The 16,813-nt window shown below is 72.1% G+C and carries 18 protein-coding genes; 11 read left to right on the top strand and 7 right to left on the bottom strand.

Features of this window, described 5'->3' with window-relative positions; genetic code table 11:
• Positions 1-9: 9 nt before the first annotated feature.
• The 3 genes from ACO06A_RS09875 to ACO06A_RS09865 all read left to right on the top strand — a co-directional run bounded on the left by ACO06A_RS09875 (position 10) and on the right by ACO06A_RS09865 (position 1,970).
• Positions 10-627, top strand: a complete 618-nt coding sequence (locus ACO06A_RS09875) for an L-threonylcarbamoyladenylate synthase (RefSeq protein ID WP_421735835.1) — start codon at positions 10-12, stop codon at positions 625-627.
• Between the two features lie 96 nt (positions 628-723).
• Positions 724-1,194: a TIGR00725 family protein gene (locus ACO06A_RS09870; protein WP_421735834.1), complete on the top strand. Its 471-nt coding sequence runs from the start codon at positions 724-726 to the stop codon at positions 1,192-1,194.
• Positions 1,195-1,199: 5 nt separating this feature from the next.
• A complete protein-coding gene (locus ACO06A_RS09865) occupies positions 1,200-1,970 on the top strand; it encodes a uracil-DNA glycosylase (protein WP_421735833.1) in 771 nt (256 codons plus the stop codon).
• Here ACO06A_RS09865 and ACO06A_RS09860 read toward each other — a convergent pair.
• Positions 1,934-2,827, bottom strand: a complete 894-nt coding sequence (locus ACO06A_RS09860; RefSeq protein WP_421735832.1) for a DUF2510 domain-containing protein — start codon at positions 2,825-2,827, stop codon at positions 1,934-1,936. The two genes, ACO06A_RS09865 and ACO06A_RS09860, sit on opposite strands and share 37 nt — an antisense overlap.
• Before the next feature lie 80 nt (positions 2,828-2,907).
• On the opposite strand from ACO06A_RS09860, the gene ACO06A_RS09855 reads away from it, so the two are divergent.
• Complete coding sequence (locus ACO06A_RS09855; protein ID WP_421735831.1) at positions 2,908-3,858, top strand: glycoside hydrolase family 113; 951 nt, start codon at positions 2,908-2,910, stop codon at positions 3,856-3,858.
• A 1-nt stretch (position 3,859) separates the two neighbouring features.
• On the opposite strand, the gene ACO06A_RS09850 is transcribed toward ACO06A_RS09855, so the two are convergent.
• On the bottom strand, positions 3,860-4,588 hold the full coding sequence (locus ACO06A_RS09850; RefSeq protein WP_421735830.1) for an RDD family protein: 729 nt from the start codon (positions 4,586-4,588) through the stop codon (positions 3,860-3,862).
• A 96-nt stretch (positions 4,589-4,684) separates the two neighbouring features.
• Positions 4,685-5,419 carry a TetR/AcrR family transcriptional regulator gene (locus ACO06A_RS09845; RefSeq protein WP_421735829.1) on the bottom strand — a complete coding sequence of 245 codons (735 nt, stop codon included), beginning with the start codon at positions 5,417-5,419 and terminating at the stop codon, positions 4,685-4,687.
• 111 nt (positions 5,420-5,530) lie between these two features.
• Between ACO06A_RS09845 and ACO06A_RS09840 the strand changes: the two genes are divergently transcribed.
• The 4 genes from ACO06A_RS09840 to ACO06A_RS09825 are packed head-to-tail and all read left to right on the top strand — an operon-like array spanning position 5,531 to position 8,828.
• Complete coding sequence (locus tag ACO06A_RS09840) at positions 5,531-6,460, top strand: NAD-dependent epimerase/dehydratase family protein (RefSeq protein ID WP_421735828.1); 930 nt, start codon at positions 5,531-5,533, stop codon at positions 6,458-6,460.
• 11 nt (positions 6,461-6,471) lie between these two features.
• Positions 6,472-7,290 carry an LLM class flavin-dependent oxidoreductase gene (locus ACO06A_RS09835; protein WP_421735827.1) on the top strand — a complete coding sequence of 273 codons (819 nt, stop codon included), beginning with the start codon at positions 6,472-6,474 and terminating at the stop codon, positions 7,288-7,290.
• Positions 7,287-8,015, top strand: coding sequence for a GNAT family N-acetyltransferase (locus ACO06A_RS09830; protein WP_421735826.1), 729 nt, complete (start codon positions 7,287-7,289; stop codon positions 8,013-8,015). The genes ACO06A_RS09835 and ACO06A_RS09830 overlap by 4 nt, the downstream gene beginning before the upstream one ends.
• 15 nt (positions 8,016-8,030) lie before the next feature.
• On the top strand, positions 8,031-8,828 hold the full coding sequence (locus ACO06A_RS09825; protein ID WP_421735825.1) for a hypothetical protein: 798 nt from the start codon (positions 8,031-8,033) through the stop codon (positions 8,826-8,828).
• On the opposite strand, the gene ACO06A_RS09820 is transcribed toward ACO06A_RS09825, so the two are convergent.
• The 4 genes from ACO06A_RS09820 to ACO06A_RS09805 form a co-directional block, all read right to left on the bottom strand.
• A complete protein-coding gene (locus ACO06A_RS09820) occupies positions 8,829-9,206 on the bottom strand; it encodes an SseB family protein (RefSeq protein WP_421735824.1) in 378 nt (125 codons plus the stop codon). It lies immediately after the preceding gene.
• 47 nt (positions 9,207-9,253) lie between these two features.
• A complete protein-coding gene (locus ACO06A_RS09815; RefSeq protein ID WP_421735823.1) occupies positions 9,254-9,580 on the bottom strand; it encodes a hypothetical protein in 327 nt (108 codons plus the stop codon).
• Between the two features lie 64 nt (positions 9,581-9,644).
• Complete coding sequence (locus ACO06A_RS09810) at positions 9,645-11,117, bottom strand: DHA2 family efflux MFS transporter permease subunit (protein WP_421735822.1); 1,473 nt, start codon at positions 11,115-11,117, stop codon at positions 9,645-9,647.
• Between the two features lie 164 nt (positions 11,118-11,281).
• Positions 11,282-11,668 (bottom strand): hypothetical protein, encoded by a 387-nt coding sequence (locus ACO06A_RS09805; RefSeq protein ID WP_421735821.1) that lies wholly within the window; start codon positions 11,666-11,668, stop codon positions 11,282-11,284.
• Positions 11,669-11,813: 145 nt separating this feature from the next.
• On the opposite strand from ACO06A_RS09805, the gene ACO06A_RS09800 reads away from it, so the two are divergent.
• From ACO06A_RS09800 to ACO06A_RS09790, 3 genes are all read left to right on the top strand, one after another.
• Positions 11,814-14,033 carry a glycoside hydrolase domain-containing protein gene (locus ACO06A_RS09800; protein WP_421735820.1) on the top strand — a complete coding sequence of 740 codons (2,220 nt, stop codon included), beginning with the start codon at positions 11,814-11,816 and terminating at the stop codon, positions 14,031-14,033.
• A gap of 14 nt (positions 14,034-14,047) precedes the next feature.
• Complete coding sequence (locus ACO06A_RS09795; RefSeq protein WP_421735819.1) at positions 14,048-15,337, top strand: glycosyltransferase; 1,290 nt, start codon at positions 14,048-14,050, stop codon at positions 15,335-15,337.
• A 73-nt stretch (positions 15,338-15,410) separates the two neighbouring features.
• Entirely contained in the window at positions 15,411-16,811 is a 1,401-nt protein-coding gene (locus ACO06A_RS09790; RefSeq protein WP_421735818.1) for a glucose-6-phosphate dehydrogenase, read from the top strand.
• Positions 16,812-16,813: the final 2 nt, after the last annotated feature.

Genomic DNA, 16,813 nt, shown 5'->3' with positions numbered 1-16,813 from the left:
CTCGACCCCATGGCCCGGTACTTCGACGTCCACCCCGAGAACCCCCAGCCGCGGTCGATCGCGCAGGTGGTGGACCTGCTGCGCCACGACGCGGTGATCGCCTACCCCACCGACTCCTGCTACGCGCTGGGTTCCCGGATCGACAACCACGACGGCGCGGACCGCATCCGCAAGATCCGCCAGCTCGACGACCGGCACCACTTCACGCTGGTCTGCGCCGACTTCGCACAGCTGGGCCAGCTGGTGCACCTGGACAACAGCGCGTTCCGCGCGATCAAGGCGGCGACCCCCGGCCCGTACACGTTCATCCTGCTGGCCACCCCCGAGGTGCCCCGGCGGCTGGCGCACGCGAAGAAGCGGTCCGTCGGCGTGCGCATCCCCAACCACCCGGTGGCCCAGGCGATCCTGCGCGAGCTCGGCGAGCCCTTGCTGTCCAGCACCCTGCTGATGCCCGGCCACGAGTGGCCGATGGTCGAGGGCTGGCAGATCAAGGAGGAGCTGGACCTGGTGCTGGACGCGGTGGTCGACGCCGGCGACTGCGGCACCGAGCCGACGACGGTGGTCGACTGGACGGAGGGCGCGCCCGAGGTCGTCCGGGTGGGCGCAGGCGACCCGGACCGGTTCTGACGCTCTGAGCTGGGCGCCGAGAACGGCAGTTCACCGCGAGAGCGGCAGTTGGAACTGACGTTCTCGCGGTGAACTGCCGTTCTCGTGGAGGTGCGCGTGTACGTGGGGGTGGTGGGACCGTCCGACGCGTCCCTTGACGAGCTCGATGCCGCCGAGGAGCTCGGGCGCGGGCTCGCTCAGCGCGGGCAGGTCGTCGTGTGCGGCGGGCTCGGCGGGGTGATGGCCGCGGTCTCGCGCGGGGCCGCGGCTGCGGGCGGAACCGTCGTCGGCCTGCTCCCCGGGTCCGACCGAGCCGACGCCAACCCCGACCTCACCGTCGCGATCCCCACCGGGCTCGGCGAGCTGCGCAACGCGCTGCTGGTCCGGTCGAGCGACGTCGTCGTGAGCGTCGGCGGGTCCTGGGGCACGCTCAGCGAGGTCGCGCTGGCGGTGCGTACCGGGGTGCCGGTGATCGCGATCGGCGGCTGGCGGATGACGACGGCCGACGGCCGCACCCCCGCCGACGAGCCCCACCGGGTGGCCACCGCCGACGCCGCGCTGGTGCTGCTGGACCGGCTGCTCGGGTGACCGGCGTGCCGACGACCCCGGACGACGTCGCGCGCGCCGCGGCGGCCGCCCCTGACCTGGCGGCGCTCGACGCGGTGGTCCCCACGTGCCGGGCGTGCCCGCGGCTGGTCGCGTGGCGGGAGCTGGTCGGCGTCGAGAAGCGGGCGGCCTTCCGCGACGAGGAGTACTGGGCGCGGCCGGTCCCGGGGTTCGGCGACCCGTCCGCCGGGGTGCTCGTCGTCGGCCTGGCTCCCGCGGCGCACGGCGCCAACAGGACCGGCCGCATGTTCACCGGCGACCGGTCGGGAGACTTCCTGTTCGCCGCGATGCACCGCACGGGGTTCGCCAACCAGGCCACCTCGACCGCGCGCGACGACGGCCTGACGCTCACGGACGTCCGCGTGACCGCCCCGGTCCGGTGCGCCCCGCCCGCCAACGACCCGACCCCGCAGGAGCGCCGGACGTGCGGCCCGTACCTCGCGCGCGAGCTGGAGCTGGTGCGGCCGCGGGTGATCGTGGTGCTCGGCGCGTTCGGCTGGCAGGCGCTGCTCAGCACGCTCGCCGAGCAGGGCTGGGTGGTCCCCCGACCGAGGCCGCGGTTCGGCCACGGCGTCGAGGTCGCGCTCAGCGGCCCGGGAGGCGCCACGGTGGTGCTCCTCGGCTGCTTCCACGTCAGCCAGCAGAACACCTTCACCGGTCGGCTGACCCCGGACATGCTCGACGCGGTGCTCCTGCGCGCCCGGGCCCTGCTCTCCGGCGATCAGCCCAGCGACGAGTCGAGGGCGAGGCAGAGGTAGAACCCGGTGCCGTCGGCCAGGTTCAGGACCGAGTCGGTCTGCGCAGGGCAGTCCGACCCCGCGCTGTCCAGCGTCACGAGAGTGCCGATGTACTCGTGCGCGGTCGTGCACCGCACCTGGAGCACCTGGAGGACGTCGCCCGTGGTCCCGCCGGTCCAGCACGACCCGGCGATCGCGGGACCGAGCGGGGGCAGCGACGACGCGCGCGCGACCTGCACGACGCCGACGACGCCCAGCAGCGCGGCCAGCCCGGCGGCACCGATCACGAACGCCTTGGCCGCGGTGCTCCACGGGGTGCCGCCCTGGTCGACCATGGAGCGGTAGGACTTCCCGGCGCGCACGAACGCGACCGTGCCGCTGATCAGCCCGCCGGTCGCGATGTAGTGGCCGCCGCTGCCCGAGACCCCGAGCTCGAGGGCGCGTGCCCGGACGATCGCGATCACCCCTCCGACCACCAGGGCGAACATCCCGCCCAGCAGCGCCCAGGTCATCGTGCGACGGGCCGAGCGGACGGCCGCCTCGTCGACCAGGCGACCGACCGGGAGGACCGTCCCGTAGGACGCGCCCGGCTGGAGCGGAGCGGCGAAGCCCGTCCCGTAGGGCGCTGCCGCCTGACGCGCGGAGGTGAAGCCCGCACCGAACGTCGACATTGCCGGGGCCATGCTCCCGAAGCCGACGGGCTGGCCGTAGGCCGCATCCTGCCCGTACGGGTTGACCGCGGCCGGCATCGCCACGACGGGCGGGGGCGCGAGCGGACGCGTGGTCTCGCTCCAGCCGACGCCGTCGAACCACCGCTGCACGCCCGGCGTCACGCCGTCGTCGTACCAACCCGCTGGATGTCCGCTTCCTCCGGTCACGTCACACCTTCGGCAGATCAGGCCGCGAACTTGATGGGACTCTTTGTTCACTCGTCGAAGAAAGTGGCTAGGCTGCCGCCGTGATCACTGGAGATGACCTCGGCTACGTGGCGGGCATGACCTGGGGCTGGACGGGGGTGCGGGGCACGTGGGGCGGCCCGGACGCCGAGCGGTCCATGGACCTGATGGTCGAGCGCCTCGGCGTGACGTGGACGGCCATCACGCTCAGCGCCCTCCAGGACACGCCGCAGTCGACGCAGATCCATTTCCGGGACCGACCGACCGTCACCGACGACGAGGTCCGGTGGGCCATCCGGGCCGCCAAGGAGCGAGGGATGAAGGTCTGCCTGAAGCCCGTGGTGAACGTCCGGAACGGCACGTGGCGCGCGCACATCAACTTCTTCGACATCGACGTGCCGCCGGAGCCGACGTGGTCGCAGTGGTTCGCCGGCTACACCGAGTTCATCGTCCACCACGCGCGGATCGCGGCCGAGGAGGGCGCCGAGATGTTCTGCGTCGGCTGCGAGATGGTGCAGTCGGACCGCCGCGAGGCGCAGTGGCGCGCCCTGGTCTCCGAGGTCCGCGCGGTCTACCCGGGCCTGGTCACCTACAACTGCGACAAGTACCAGGAGGACCACGTCGGCTGGTGGGACGCGGTCGACGTGATCTCCTCGTCGGGCTACTACCCGGTGGACGACTGGGAGAACCAGCTGGACCGCATCGAGAAGGTGGTCGCCGCGCACGGCAAGCCGTTCTTCTTCATGGAGGCCGGCTGCCCCAGCCGGGTCGGCTCCCCCGCGCTGCCCAACGACTGGGCCCTGCGCGGAGCCCCGTCCGAGCAGGCGCAGGTCGACTGGTACCAGGCGGCCTTCTCGGCGTCCGCGCGCCGCGACTGGGTGCGCGGCTTCATGCTCTGGGACTGGCCGGCACGGCTGTACGACGAGGCCGACGCCGCCACGGACGGCGACTACTGCATGTTCGGCAAGGCCGCCGAGACCCTCGTCCGCGCCGAGTACACCCGGGCGAGGTAGGTCAGCGGACGACGACCGACTTCGTCAGCTTGTCCGAGAACGTCTGCCGCCGCGTGTCCCACAGCGGCCACAGGTACCCGAGGTAGAGCACCAGGCCGTCGACGTAGTGGGCGACGTCGCGCACGAACGCCATCCAGACGCCCAGCGGCTCGCCGGTCTCATCCTTCTGCAACGTGATCCCCAGAGCCTTCTTGCCCCACGACTGTCCCGTCCGACCGCCACGGACCCACCGGTTCCACACCCACAGGCCGAGCGTCACGGCCGCGCCGACGGCGAACGTGACCAGACCGGCCGCCGTGGGCTGGTCCGCGGACGCTCCGTACGCGTCGTAGCCCGACTCGGAGGTCACCGTCATCACCATCAGACCCAGCAGGTACGGCACCCAGGCGAGCGAGTCGAGCAGGTAGGCGCCGACCCGCTGGAGCCAGGATGCATAGCTGGGCGCGAAGCCAAGGCCGAAGCCGGCCGCCGGATAGCCGTACCCGTACGCCGGGGCTGCGCCGTAGGCCGGCACGGGAGCGCCGTACGCGGGAGCGCCGTACGCGGGAGCGCCGTACGTGGGTGCGCCGTACGCCGGCGGAGGCGTGCCGTAGGCCGGTGCGCCGTACGGCTGGGCGGGCGGGCCGTAGGGCGACGGTGCCGCGTACGGGTCGGGGACGGGCTGACCGTAGGTCGGTGCGGGCGGGTTCCACCCGGTGCTCGGGGGCTGGAACGGGTCCTGGGTGCTCACGGTTCTCCTGTCAGGGCGACGACGACGCTGCTCACCCATCGACACGGGGAACGCACCGGTTGAGCACCGGGTGCGGTGATCTGCGCAGACGTCTGGTCAGTCGAGGGAGATCCGCAGGCCGACGCCCGCGGCGGACGTGGCGATCGTGACGTCGAAGACCAGGGCGGGGTCGGCCGCGACCCGGTGCAGGTGGCCGAACAGCTCGACGGAGATCGCGCCGACGAGCGACGTGAAGAGGGTCGCCGACCGCGTGGCCACCCGGGCCACCTCGACGGGCACGGTGGCCGGATCGGGGAAGCCGGCGAAGGCGTAGACCTCGGGTGTCATGCGACCGGCGGGGTCGAACGCCGGGCCTGCGGGGTCGAGCACGCCGGCCCCGTACGCCTCCAGCAGCAGCCCGACGAGTACCGCCCACACCCGGACCGCAGACCGCACGGTGTCGTCGGGAGCCCGGTAGCCGCGGACCGGCGTGCCGTAGATGAGCTCGAACGAGTACGGCTGGTCGAGCGCCCACCGGCGCACGGCGCGGGCGACTGCCAACCAGGTCTGCGCAGGGCCGCTGTGCCGGGCGTCGGCGGCAGCGTCCTCGGCGACCTGCCCGACGGCGTCGTACGCCTCGATGATCAGCAGCGTCAGCAGGGCGTCGCGGGACGGCACGTACCGGTAGACCGCCGACGACGCCATGCCGAGGTCCCGCGCGACCGCCCGCAGGCTGAGCGCCGCGGACCCCTCGCTCTCCAGGCGGGCGCGAGCGGCGGCGAGCAGCTCGGACATGAGCTCGGCCCGCGCACGGTCGCGTGCGCGCAAGGGGGCGGTCGTCGGCTCGGTCATGACGTCAGTGTGCCAGAACTGCGAGCACTGCTCTTGTTCTCGTCGTCGAGATGTGCGAGCATTGCTCACAACGCAGAGCACTGCTCTCATCTCGACCGAGGAGATTCCGTCATGAGCCGCCACGTCATCGTCGGCAAGGGTGCCGTGGGCACCACGCTGGCCCACCTGCTCGCCGCCCAGGGAGCCGACGTCCTCGTGCTCAGCCGGTCCGGCGGCACCTCCGTCGGCCGCATCGCGCACGCGACCGTCGACGCCACCGACACCGAGGCCCTCGCTGCGGCGGCGCAGGGGGCCGACGTCCTCTACAACTGCGCGTCGCCGGCCTACCACCGCTGGGCCACGGACTGGCCCCCGCTCTGGACCTCGATGCTCGACGCGGCGTCGCGCACCGGGGCGGTGCTCGTGACCGCCGGCAACCTCTACGGCTACGCCACGCACGGCGCCGTGATGACCGAGGACTCGCCGCTCGACAGCACCGACAGCAAGGGCGCCGTGCGGGCGCAGATGTGGCGCGACGCCGAGGCGCGGCACCGCGCCGGCGACGTGCGGGTCACCGAGGTGCGCGCCGCGGACTACGTCGGACCGCTCGCGGACTCCCAGGCGGTCTTCGGGCCCCGGTTCCTCGACCCGCTCCTGGCCGGCAAGGTGGTGCGGCCCGTCGTGGCCGTCGACCAGCCGCACAGCTGGACCTACCTGCCCGACTTCGCCCGCGCGCTCGTCGCCGCCGGCAGCACCCCCGACGCGTGGGGGCGCGCCTGGCACGTCCCCACCGCGGAGCCGCTCACGCCGCGCGAGCTGGGGGAACGGTTCGCCGTCGGCGGTCCGGCGCCGCGGATCCGCCCGGTCCCGGCGGCCGTCGTGCGCGCGCTCGGGCTGGTGTCGCCGCTGCTGCGTGAGGTCGCAGCGGTCTCCGACCACTTCACGCAGCCCTACGTCATGGACACCACGGCGTCCTCACGGATGCTGGGCTTCGTCGCGACGCCGTGGGACGACGCCATCGCCGAGACGCTCGGCCGGACCCCTGTCGGAGGTCGGGCGTAGCGTCGGGTGCCATGAAGTTCGGTGTCACCGCCACGTGCGGAACTGCTGCCCAGAACATCGAGATGGCGGTCGCCGCCGAGGACGCCGGCTGGGACGGCTTCTTCGCGTGGGACGGCATCGCCATCGGCCCCATGGACACGTTCGACCCGTGGACCCTGCTCGGTGCCGCGGCCGTACGGACCAGCCGGCTCACGCTCGGCGCCATGGTCTTCTCGCTGCCGCGCCGCAAGCCGTGGGAGGTGGCCCGGCAGGCGCTCACCGTCGACCACCTCTCCGGCGGCCGCCTCGTCCTCCCGGTCGGCCTGGGCGCCATCGACGACGCCGCGTACAGCCGGGTGTCCGGCGAGCACGTGGACGTCAAGGAGCGGGCGGCCCTGCTCGACGAGTCCCTGGCGATCCTGGACAAGGCGTGGACCGGTGAGAAGTTCAGCCACGAGGGCGCCTACTTCCAGCTCACCGACTTCCAGTTCCGGCCGCGGCCGGTGCGCGGGACCATCCCGGTCTGGGTGATCGGCGCGTGGTTCGCCCCGAGGTCGATGCGCCGCGCGGCCGGTCGGGACGGCGTGCTGCCGGTCCGGCGGGAGAACTCCTTCGACCCGCTGGGCCCCGACCAGCTCCGTGAGATCTCGGCGTGGGTGACCGAGCAGCGCGACGGCGAGCCGTTCGAGCTGGTGGTCGAGGGCGTGCTGCCGACCGACCCCACCGAGGCCGCGGACAAGATCGCCGCGCTGGAGGACGCCGGGGTCACCTGGTGGATCGACTCCAACTGGGACTTCGACACCGTCACCCCGGACGGCCTGCTCGAGCGGATCCGACGGGGCCCTGTGTGACGGCGACCGTCGCCGACTGCGAGCGCGTGCAGCGCAGCTGGTTCCAGCTGCGCTCCCGGGTGCTCGGCGGCGACGCGTGGGAGGACGACGGGCTGGTCTGGGCGAACGGCGACCTGATGTTCCCGCAGGTCATCGACCCGGCGGCACTGGCCCGCGGCGTCGAACGTGCCCGGGCGCAGGGTGCTCGGACCGTCGGGGCGTGGCTGAGCCCGGACGTCGATCCTCGCCCGCTGGCCGCCGCCGGGTTCGAGCGCGGCTGGGAGCCGTGGTGGATGGCCGGACCCATCGACCTGGGCGGGATCCCGGCGGACGCCCGGGTGGAGCTCCAGGAGAGCACCACCGACTACCGCGGCATCCACGCCGGCTACGCGGCCGACCTGGCGATGGCGCGCCTGCGGCCCGCGCGGGCCTGGTACGCCGCTGCGTACGACGAGGGCCGGTTCGCGGGTCGGGCATGGTCGCACCAGGTCGGTGACCTCGCGGGGGTGTTCGACGTCGACGTCTGGCAGCCGTTCCAGCGGCGCGGCCTGGGCACCGGGCTGATGCAGGCGGTGTGCTCCGCGGCGGCCGTTGTCGGGGCTCAGACGGTGGTGCTCAACTCCACGCCGACAGGGGTCCGGCTCTACGAGAAGTGCGGTCTGGAACGCATCGGGACGGGCATCACGTGGTGGTTGCACCTGCCGATCGGCGCCGGACCGTCTCCGGGTGCGTCACACTCTCTATAGAGATGAAGGAGCACCATGCTGACATGCCCGGTCTGTACGTCCGGAGAGCTCGAGCTCGTCGAACGGTTGGCGGACGATCGCCGCATCATCCGATGCACCGCGTGCGCGCACCAGTGGACCCGTGGGGAGTCGAAGGCGCAGGCCGCCTTGCCGGCCTCGTCGGCGGACCTTCAGGCGCGTTTCCCGGACCGCACGGCGGTGGACCCGGCCCGGCTGGAGCAGGTGGCGGCGCTCGCCAAGGCGGCCGCACCCACCGAGCCCGGGTTCGACTGGTCGCACTACCAGCAGGTGTTCAGCCGCGACGAGGTGGCCGACGCCGAGCCCCGCGACCTCCTGTCGTTCGTGAACGAGACCCCCGGCGCCACGAATGCGACGACCGCGTCGTTCAACCGGGCGTGGAAGACGATGGGCGAGCGTGAGGCGTCCGCCCGCACGCGCAACACCATCCGGTACCTGCTCTACGGGCCCGCGACCGTGCCGCTCCCCGACCGGCTCACGCGGCTGATCCTGGGCCAGGGCGGGCTCGGGATGACCGGCTTCAAGGAGCCGGCACTGACCCGGCTGCTCGTCGCCATGTCGCCCGACGCCTACCTGCCGATCTCCACGTACGGCGGCGCGCGCGGCGGCAAGCGGGAGATCGCGCAGCGCGTCTACGGCCTGACGCTCCCCGAGGTGGCCAAGGAGCAGTTCACGCTCGGTCGGCTGATCCTGTGGAGCAACGACCTGCTGGTGGACCTGGTCGAGGACGAGTTCGACGACCTCACGCAGGCGGCCGCGTTCCTCACCAGCGTGAAGGTACCTGTCCCCGCCTGATCACTCGTCGTGCGGCCGCGCCAGCTCCTCGCGCAGCTGTGCGACGACGTCCGGTCCCAGCTCGAACCCCTGCGAGCTGCCCGGGTTGATCACGATGCCGACGTCCGCGGGCATGCGCAGCAGCACCTCGCGGACCGGCATCGCCACCGCGTCACCGCCGAGACGGCCCTCGTCGCGGAACCGCTGCTCGGACGAGAACGCCACCAGGTGGTGCGCTCCGTCGCGGTGCACGATCGCCGGGATGAACCCTTCGAGGTGCTCCCCGACCGGTCCCCCGCTCGGCACGGCCAGCTTCTCGTAGGCGAACCGAGTCAGCAGCTTGGCGCCGTCGATCGTGCCGGGCGCCGCGGTGCGCAGAGCCTGGTCGAAGTCCTTCATCGTGGTGCTCCCTCGTCGTTGCGGGCGAGGGTCACGCTACCTGCGGATCAGTCGGTCGCGAGCCGGAACAGGGTCGGCGTAACCACCTCGAGGCGCAGCACCTCGAACCCCGTGTGGTGTCGCCGGCCGACGACGTGCCGCGCCCAGGCGTGCTCCCGGCACAGCTCCGGCGTCGACCAGACCTGCCCGTTCGGCCAGCCGGGCGTGTCCAGCCGCACCCCCATCACCTCGCCCATCACCAGCACCCAGCGGTTGTCCGGGCCGTCCGGCGCCACCCCGATCGGGTGCGCCACCGCCCACACGGTGCTGCCGGCTTCCGGCAGGTGGTCGTCGGTCGCGGAGTAGAGGCGGGGCACGTCCAGCGCGATGGCCATGGCACCCAGTGCACCCCGGCGACGTGGCCGCCAGGTGGCGTCCCGTCGACGGTTCGGCGACGACTCACTCCGCGGGCGGCGGCCCGCCGTGCGCGTCGACCTTGCGGGGAAGCACGAACACCAGCGCGAAGGCCACGACGGCCAGCGCGGCACTCACCGCCATGGCGTGCGCGGCGCTGTCGGTGAACGCCTGCGCGATCTGCGCGGGGTCGTTGCTGGTGATGACGAGCGTGCCGAACAGGACGCTGCCGATGACGGCGATGCCGATGGCCGACCCGACGCGCTGCATCACCCCGATCACCCCGCTGGCCGCACCGGCCTCCGAGCGGTCGACGGTGGCGACGATGAACTGCGCGTTCGGCGCGATGAACAGCCCGCTGCCGATGCCCCCGATGAGCAGGGGCACCAGGAGCTGCCAGTGCGTGAGGTCGGCGGCGGGCACCTGGCGGAACACCAGCCACACCCAGACCAGTCCGACCGCGACCATGGCGGTGCCGACGACGAGCACGGTGCGGCCCAGCCGCTGCGAGAGCCGGTTGCTCTGCGACGCCCCGATGATCGACCCGAGGGCGAACGGCACCGCCACCAGCCCCGACTCCAGCGCGGTGTGCCCGAGCCCGGCCTGCCAGAGCAGCGAGATGGTGAAGAAGATCGACGTGAACGCCGCGAAGTAGACCAGCGCGAGGATCGTCCCGCCGGTGAACGCCGGGTGCGAGAACAGGTGCGGCGGCACCATCGGGTTGTCGTCCTCGATGTGCTTCTCCCAGAGCGCGAACGCCACGATCAGCAGCACGCCGACCGCCAGCGTCACGAACGTCCAGGCCGGCCAGCCCTTGTCCTGCCCCTCGATCAGCGGCACCAGCAGGGCGATCAGTCCCGCGGTGACCAGCGCCAGACCGACGAAGTCGTACCCGGCCTTCTGCTTGCCCTCCGCGCCCGCCGGCAGGATCTTCGCGGCGGCGATCAGGGCGATGACACCGATCGGCAGGTTGACCCAGAACACGAGCCGCCAGCCGTTCTCGTCGCCGAACGCCTCGATGATCAACCCACCGAGGATCGGCCCCAAGGCCGTCGACACCCCGATGACCGACCCCATGATCGCGAACGCCTTGCCGCGCACCTGCGGGGGGAACAGCAGCTGGATCATCGCCGTGACACCGGGTACGAAGATGCCCCCGGCGAGCCCCTGCACCGCCCGCGCGAAGATCAGCTGGAGGCTGCTCTGCGCCAACCCGCAGAACGCGCTCGCCACCGTGAACAGCAGCAGCCCCGTGAAGAACACCCACTTGTGACCCACCCGGTCACCGATCCGCCCCGCCGGGATCAGCGCGATGCCGAACGCCAGTGCGTAGCCGCTGATGATCCAGCTGAGCGTGGCCTCGGACGCGTCCAGGCTGAGCCGGATGGTGGGGAGCGCGACGTTGACGATCGTGGTGTCCAGCAGGGCCATGAACATGCCGGCCATGAGGACGATGAGCGCGTTCCACGCGGCGCGGGGGACGGCGGGGGGCTGACGGACAGCCGTGGTCTCGGTCATGAAGGGACCCTTCGGGCTGTCTGGGGTGCGGAACTCGTGCGCTGCCGATCATCGCAGTGACTTCCGACAACCGCTCTCCACGATGCCAGGCGGCGGGCAACCACCAGAGATCCGCTCCGCTCGCCGGGCGGTGGGAACACTTCGCGGGCACCCCGACGCGCTCCTCAGCGGGAGCTGCGACGCACGAGGATCGCGGAGGCCGTCGCGAGCACCAGGGCGACTACCACGTACGGCCACGGACTCGACTGCTCCGTGCACGAGGTCACCGGCCCGACCGCGGTGCACGCTCGACCAGGTCCCGCCCGGTTGAGCCAGGCCAGGTACAGAGGCGCCACCGCAAGCCCTCCGACGACTCCGAGGGCGGAGCGGTTCCGGAGTGCCGGCGCGACGGTCCCGATGACCAGCAGGATCAGCCCGAGCGCGAGGAGCACGATCCCCAGGGTGAGAAGCCCCGTCACCCCGATCCCGATCAGCGCCCCGACGAGCGCCCACCAGCCGTAGGTCCATGGCGCGACGACGGCGGCGATCGGCTGATCACCCGATGTCGTCATGTCGGAATCGTCGCAGAAGCGGCCGACCGCTCTCCCGAAACCCCCCGGCAACACTCCCCACGTACCGTCCCCAGAACCAGGCATGGACGCAGGCGTCTCCCGCACGCGACCCTGTCCCCACCCGGACGAGCGCAAGGAGCGGCGGATGTTCGAACGCGTCGACCCCTTCATCGGCACCGAGGCCACGGCCCTGCCGCCGCAGCAGGGCATCGCAGCGAGCTGGTGGTGGCCCAAGCCGCAGGTCGGCAACACGCACCCGGGCGCCACCTACCCGCTCGGCATGGTCAGCGCGTGCGCGTACAGCGGCGCGTACCCGACGGGCTACGGCCGCTACGACCTCGGCACCGAGGGCCTCCCCACGGAGATGCACGAGCGCCAAGTGGCCAGCGGGTTCACGCACTTCCAGCAGTCCGGCACGGGCGCCATCCGCAAGTACTACAACTACTTCCGCGTCACGCCGATGCTCCAGCCGCTGGACGACCTCGGTGACGTCTGGGAGATCGTCGACGAGGCCGCGGAGCCGGGGTACTACGCAGCCACGCTCGAGTCGGGCATCCGCGCGGAGATCACCGTCGGCCCCAAGTCGGCGGTGCACCGGTACACGTTCCCCGCGCACCGCGACGCGCGGCTGGTCATCGACTTCTCGCTCGGCGGGCTGACCATCCCCTACGGGCGGACCGTGCCGCTGCGGGCGCACCTGCACTCGATCAGCCCGGGCATCGCGCAGGGCGAGATCGTCGTCGAGGGCGCGCCGCTGGCCATCCACGTGGAGTGCGACGACCCGCGCTGGCGGCAGATGCTCTGGTACGACCGCCGGCTGATGCCGGGTGGCACGCGGCTGGACTTCGACCGCATCAGGCCCACCACCCTGCGGCCGTTCGGGCTCATGTGGGCGGGGCCGTCGGAGCCCGGTCAGGTGGTGGAGCTGCGGTTCGGGTTCTCGCTGCGGGGCGTCGACCAGGCCCGCGAGAACCTCGAGCGGGAGTGCGGCCCGGGTCCATCCAGCTTTGCGACGAGGCGTGCGGCGACCGCGGCGGTGTGGCAGGAGAGCCTGAACAAGATCCGCGTGGACACCTCGTCGAAAGACAAGCAGACCGTCTTCTCGACCGCGCTCTACCACTCGCTGATCAAGCCGTGCCTGGCGCCCGACGAGTCCCCGTTCTGGCCGGCCGACGGCCCGTTCGCGTTCGACCTCGCGACCATGTGGGACATCTACCGGACGCAGCTGCCTCTGCTGACGACTCTGATGCCGGAGCGTGCGGTCGAGCTGGCGAACGCTCTGCTGTACATCTCCGAGGAGGAGGGGAACCTCCCGATCGGGTACCGGATGGCGCGTGGTGCCGACCAGTTCAGCCGCCAGGCGTCCGCGCTCGCGCACACGTTCCTGTCCGACCTGTGCCAGCTGGGCCTGCCGGGCATGGACTGGGACTGGGCGCTGGTGCACATGCACAACGACCTGCGCCGGACGTACGGCGAGGACTTCCTGCTGCGCGGCAAGGTGCACCCGATCAGCCACACGCTGGACCTGGCGTTCGGGTACTGGTGCACGTCGCAGATCGCGGCGCACGTGGGCGACCCGATGCTCGTCGAGCAGTTCGCCCCGCTGGCGGCGCGCTGGATCAACGCGTTCGACGAGGAGACCGGCCTGCTCCAGGACTCCACGTACTACGAGGGCGGCCGGTGGAACTACTCGTTCCGGCTGCTGCACGACATGGCGGCGCGCATCAAGCTCTCGGGCGGCGACGATGCCTTCGTCGCGCAGCTCGACCAGTTCTTCGGGTTCGACGCCCCACCCGTGGTTCAGCCCGGGCTGCGGCCCGATCTGGCGGAGATGGCCGCGGGGTACGCGCTCAACCGGTTCGAGGGCCTGAACAACGAGCCGGACATGGAGGCTCCCTGGTCGTACCACTACGCCGGCCGGCCCGACCGGACCGCGGAGGTGGTGCAGGCGATCGTGCAGAACCAGTTCGGCACCGGCCGCGGCGGACTGCCCGGCAACGACGACTCCGGCGGTCTGAGCTCGTGGTTCGTCTGGGCGTCCCTGGGGCTCTTCCCGGTGGCCGGCCAGAACCTGTTCCTGATCAGCGCGCCCGCGTGGCGGGAGTCGAGCATCGAGGTCGGCGACCGCAACTTCACCATCGAGACCTCAGGATTCACCGAACCGACACCCGGCGGCCCTGTCCAGTATGTACAGTCCGTGCACCTCGACGGTGAGCGGCTCGACCGCACGTGGCTGACCGGCACCGAGCTCCACCGCGGCGGACACCTGCACCTGGAGCTCGGTCCGACGCCCAGCGCCTGGGGCACCACAGTCCGGCCCCCGTCAGTCAGCACCACCCCACCGACCACCGCGCTGCGGCGCTGACCTTAGGAGCCGACGTGAACCCGAACCGCCGTCTCGTCATCGTCGTCCGCGCCGACCCGGTCATCTGCGGGCACTCCGGCGAGGCCCGCAACCTCGCGGAGGCCGCCCTCCAGCGGGGTTTTGACGACGTCCGCATCGTCACGTGGCCCATCGACCGGCTCCAGGCGACGGGCCTGCCGCTCAAGCCGCTCGACGGGGTGCTGCCCTACTCGCCGGGCATCACCGTCGAGCGCCCGGAGCCCGTCGGCGACTACAAGGTGCCCGACGGCCGCTGGCTCGCGGGGATCGTCGGCCGCCTGGTGGAGCTGTTCACCGACGGCGTCCCGACGGTCGCCATGTCCCTGTACCTGAGCCCGCACTCGCTCGCCGTGGCCGACGCCGTGCACGTGGCCCGCCGCACCGGCCTGCCCGTGAACGTGACCACCGTCGCCGAGGCGGTCGGCTCCGACGTCACCAACGTGGTGCGCGCGTGCGTCGAGAAGGACGAGTTCGGTGCGGCCGCGCACGTGCTGTCCAGCTACCTGGAGCACGACGTCTGCCTGGCGGTCAGCGACTACACGCGCGAGCTGATCATCGCGGAGGCCGCCGCCATCGACGCCAAGCACGGCACCACGTTCGCCGCCCAGTGCCGCGAGCGCGTGACGGTCTCCTACCCGGCCATCGACGTGGGCTCGTACCTGGACCTGGACCCTGCGGAGACCTCGCGCGTGCTCGACGCCCGTGGCCTGACCGCCGACGGCTACGTCCTGTTCCTGTCACGGCTCGCGCACGCCAAGGGGGTCGACGACCTCATCGCCGGCTTCGCCGCCAGCAGCGCCGCGTCGTCCCTGCGGCTCGTCGTCGCCGGCAACGGGCCCGACGCGCCGCGGCTCCAGGAGCTCGCCGCCGCGTCGGGTGCCGCCGACCGGATCGTGTTCTTCGACGACGTCGACGACGACGAGAAGGCCCACCTCATGGCCGCGTCCGCGTCGTACGTGCTGCCGAGCAAGCCGCGTCCGGAGTTCGTCGAGACGTTCGGCATCGCGCTGGCCGAGAAGATGCTCGCCGGGGGTGGTCCCGTCATCACCACGGATACCGGAGGCATCGGCGAGGCCGTCGGTGACACGGCGATCATCGTGCCGGTGGAGTCCCCGTCGTCCATCGCAGCTGCCCTGGACCGCGTCCTGACCATGTCCCCCGACGAGCGCGCCGGCTGGGAGACCCGAGCCCGCCTGCACGCGATGCAGTTCGACCGCGGTGCCGTGCTGGACGCGATCCTCGACCGAGTCGCCCGGGTGGAGCGGGTGGCGGCGGCGGTCGGCTAGTCCGCCGCGCGGTGGTCGGCGAGCGCACGTACCGTCGAGGCTCCGCCCGTCTCCGTCGTGAGGACCCCGCCTGATGGCGCCCACCGAGCCCTTGATCTTCGTCCTGCACGGTGCCCGCGGGGACCTCGCGAAGCGCATGGTGCTGCCCGCGCTGGCTACCCTCCAGCGCCGCGGCCTGCTGCCCGAGAAGTGGGCGCTGCTCGGCACCGGCCGGACGGCGATCACCGCGAAGGAGTTCGACGGGCTGCTGAAGGACGCCGTCGCGGAGTTCGGCGACGACGAGGCGGCCGAGGGCGTGCCGGAGCTCACCAAGCACACCGCGTACTGCGGCGACGTGAGCGAGGACGGGAACGCCGGGGAGCTGCCGGGTGAGCTGGACCGGCTGCGCGGGGTGCTCGGCGGCGACCCCACGGTCATCCACTACCTCGCGGTCCCGCCCTCGTCGTTCGCGCCGATCACCCGGGCACTGGCCAAGGCCGGCCTCACCGACGGGGTCCGTGTGGTCTACGAGAAGCCGTACGGCACCTCGCTGGACACCTTCCGGGACCTTGACGCGACCGTGCACGCCGCGTTCGACGAGGAGCAGGTGTTCCGGATCGACCACTTCCTGGGCAAGGAGGCGACGCAGAACCTGCACGTGCTGCGGTTCGCCAACGAGCTCTTCGGCGGGGTGTGGAACCGGCGGCACGTGGAGCAGGTGCAGATCGACGTGCCCGAGACGCTCGACGTGGCGCAGCGTGCCGAGTTCTACGACGCCACCGGCGCCGCGCTCGACATGCTGGTGACCCACCTGTTCCAGGTGGCGGCCGAGGTCGCGATGGAGCCGCCGGGCCGGCTCGACGCCGCCAACCTGGCGAAGGCGCGCGAGGACGTCATCGCGCACTTCCGCCCGCTGGACCCCGTGCACGACGTGGTGCTCGGGCAGTTCGAGGGCTACCGCGACATCGAGGGCGTGCCCGACGACTCGACCACCGACACGTTCGTCGCCGCGAGGCTCTGGGTGGACACCGAGCGGTGGAAGGGCGTGCCGTTCCTGCTGCGGACCGGCAAGCGGATGGGCGGCTCGGCGCAGCAGGTGACCCTCGTGCTGCGGACGCCGGACGAGCTGTTCGGCTCTCCCGTCGGGCCCAACCGCGTGGTGATCTCGCTGGCCGGCTCGGGTGAGCTGAAGGTGACGACGACCGTCAAGAAGCCCGGCGCGTTCCTCGAGCTCGGGACCGGGACGGCCAACCTGGAGCTGGCCGACGTCGAGCCCGGTTCGTCGCTGCCGCCGTACGCGGGGCTGCTGGAGGACGTGCTGGTCGGCGACCGCACCCTCTTCACGACTCCCGGCGGCCTGGAGTCGGCGTGGGTCGCGTTCGCTCCCCTGCTGGGCGCCGACCGTCCGACGCCCGAGCCGTACGCGGTCGGCTCGTGGGGACCAGAGTCTGCCGAGAAGCTGGCCGAGCCGCACGGCTGGGTGCTCGGCGACTGAGA

The organism is Cellulomonas sp., from assembly GCF_965229465.1.
GTDB lineage: Bacteria > Actinomycetota > Actinomycetes > Actinomycetales > Cellulomonadaceae > Cellulomonas.
This window is presented reverse-complemented; position numbering and strand designations above follow the sequence as displayed.

What these genes read in the sequence shown, in the direction of transcription:
- ACO06A_RS09875 (WP_421735835.1), top strand. Translation starts at nt 10, where the DNA reads ATGGCCCGGTACTTCGACGTCCACCCCGAGAACCCCCAGCCGCGGTCG.
- ACO06A_RS09845 (WP_421735829.1), bottom strand. Translation starts at nt 5,419, where the DNA reads ATGACCGAGCCGACGACCGCCCCCTTGCGCGCACGCGACCGTGCGCGG.
- ACO06A_RS09840 (WP_421735828.1), top strand. Translation starts at nt 5,531, where the DNA reads ATGAGCCGCCACGTCATCGTCGGCAAGGGTGCCGTGGGCACCACGCTG.
- ACO06A_RS09835 (WP_421735827.1), top strand. Translation starts at nt 6,472, where the DNA reads ATGAAGTTCGGTGTCACCGCCACGTGCGGAACTGCTGCCCAGAACATC.
- ACO06A_RS09825 (WP_421735825.1), top strand. Translation starts at nt 8,031, where the DNA reads ATGCTGACATGCCCGGTCTGTACGTCCGGAGAGCTCGAGCTCGTCGAA.
- ACO06A_RS09820 (WP_421735824.1), bottom strand. Translation starts at nt 9,206, where the DNA reads ATGAAGGACTTCGACCAGGCTCTGCGCACCGCGGCGCCCGGCACGATC.
- ACO06A_RS09815 (WP_421735823.1), bottom strand. Translation starts at nt 9,580, where the DNA reads ATGGCCATCGCGCTGGACGTGCCCCGCCTCTACTCCGCGACCGACGAC.
- ACO06A_RS09810 (WP_421735822.1), bottom strand. Translation starts at nt 11,117, where the DNA reads ATGACCGAGACCACGGCTGTCCGTCAGCCCCCCGCCGTCCCCCGCGCC.
- ACO06A_RS09805 (WP_421735821.1), bottom strand. Translation starts at nt 11,668, where the DNA reads ATGACGACATCGGGTGATCAGCCGATCGCCGCCGTCGTCGCGCCATGG.
- ACO06A_RS09800 (WP_421735820.1), top strand. Translation starts at nt 11,814, where the DNA reads ATGTTCGAACGCGTCGACCCCTTCATCGGCACCGAGGCCACGGCCCTG.
- ACO06A_RS09790 (WP_421735818.1), top strand. Translation starts at nt 15,411, where the DNA reads ATGGCGCCCACCGAGCCCTTGATCTTCGTCCTGCACGGTGCCCGCGGG.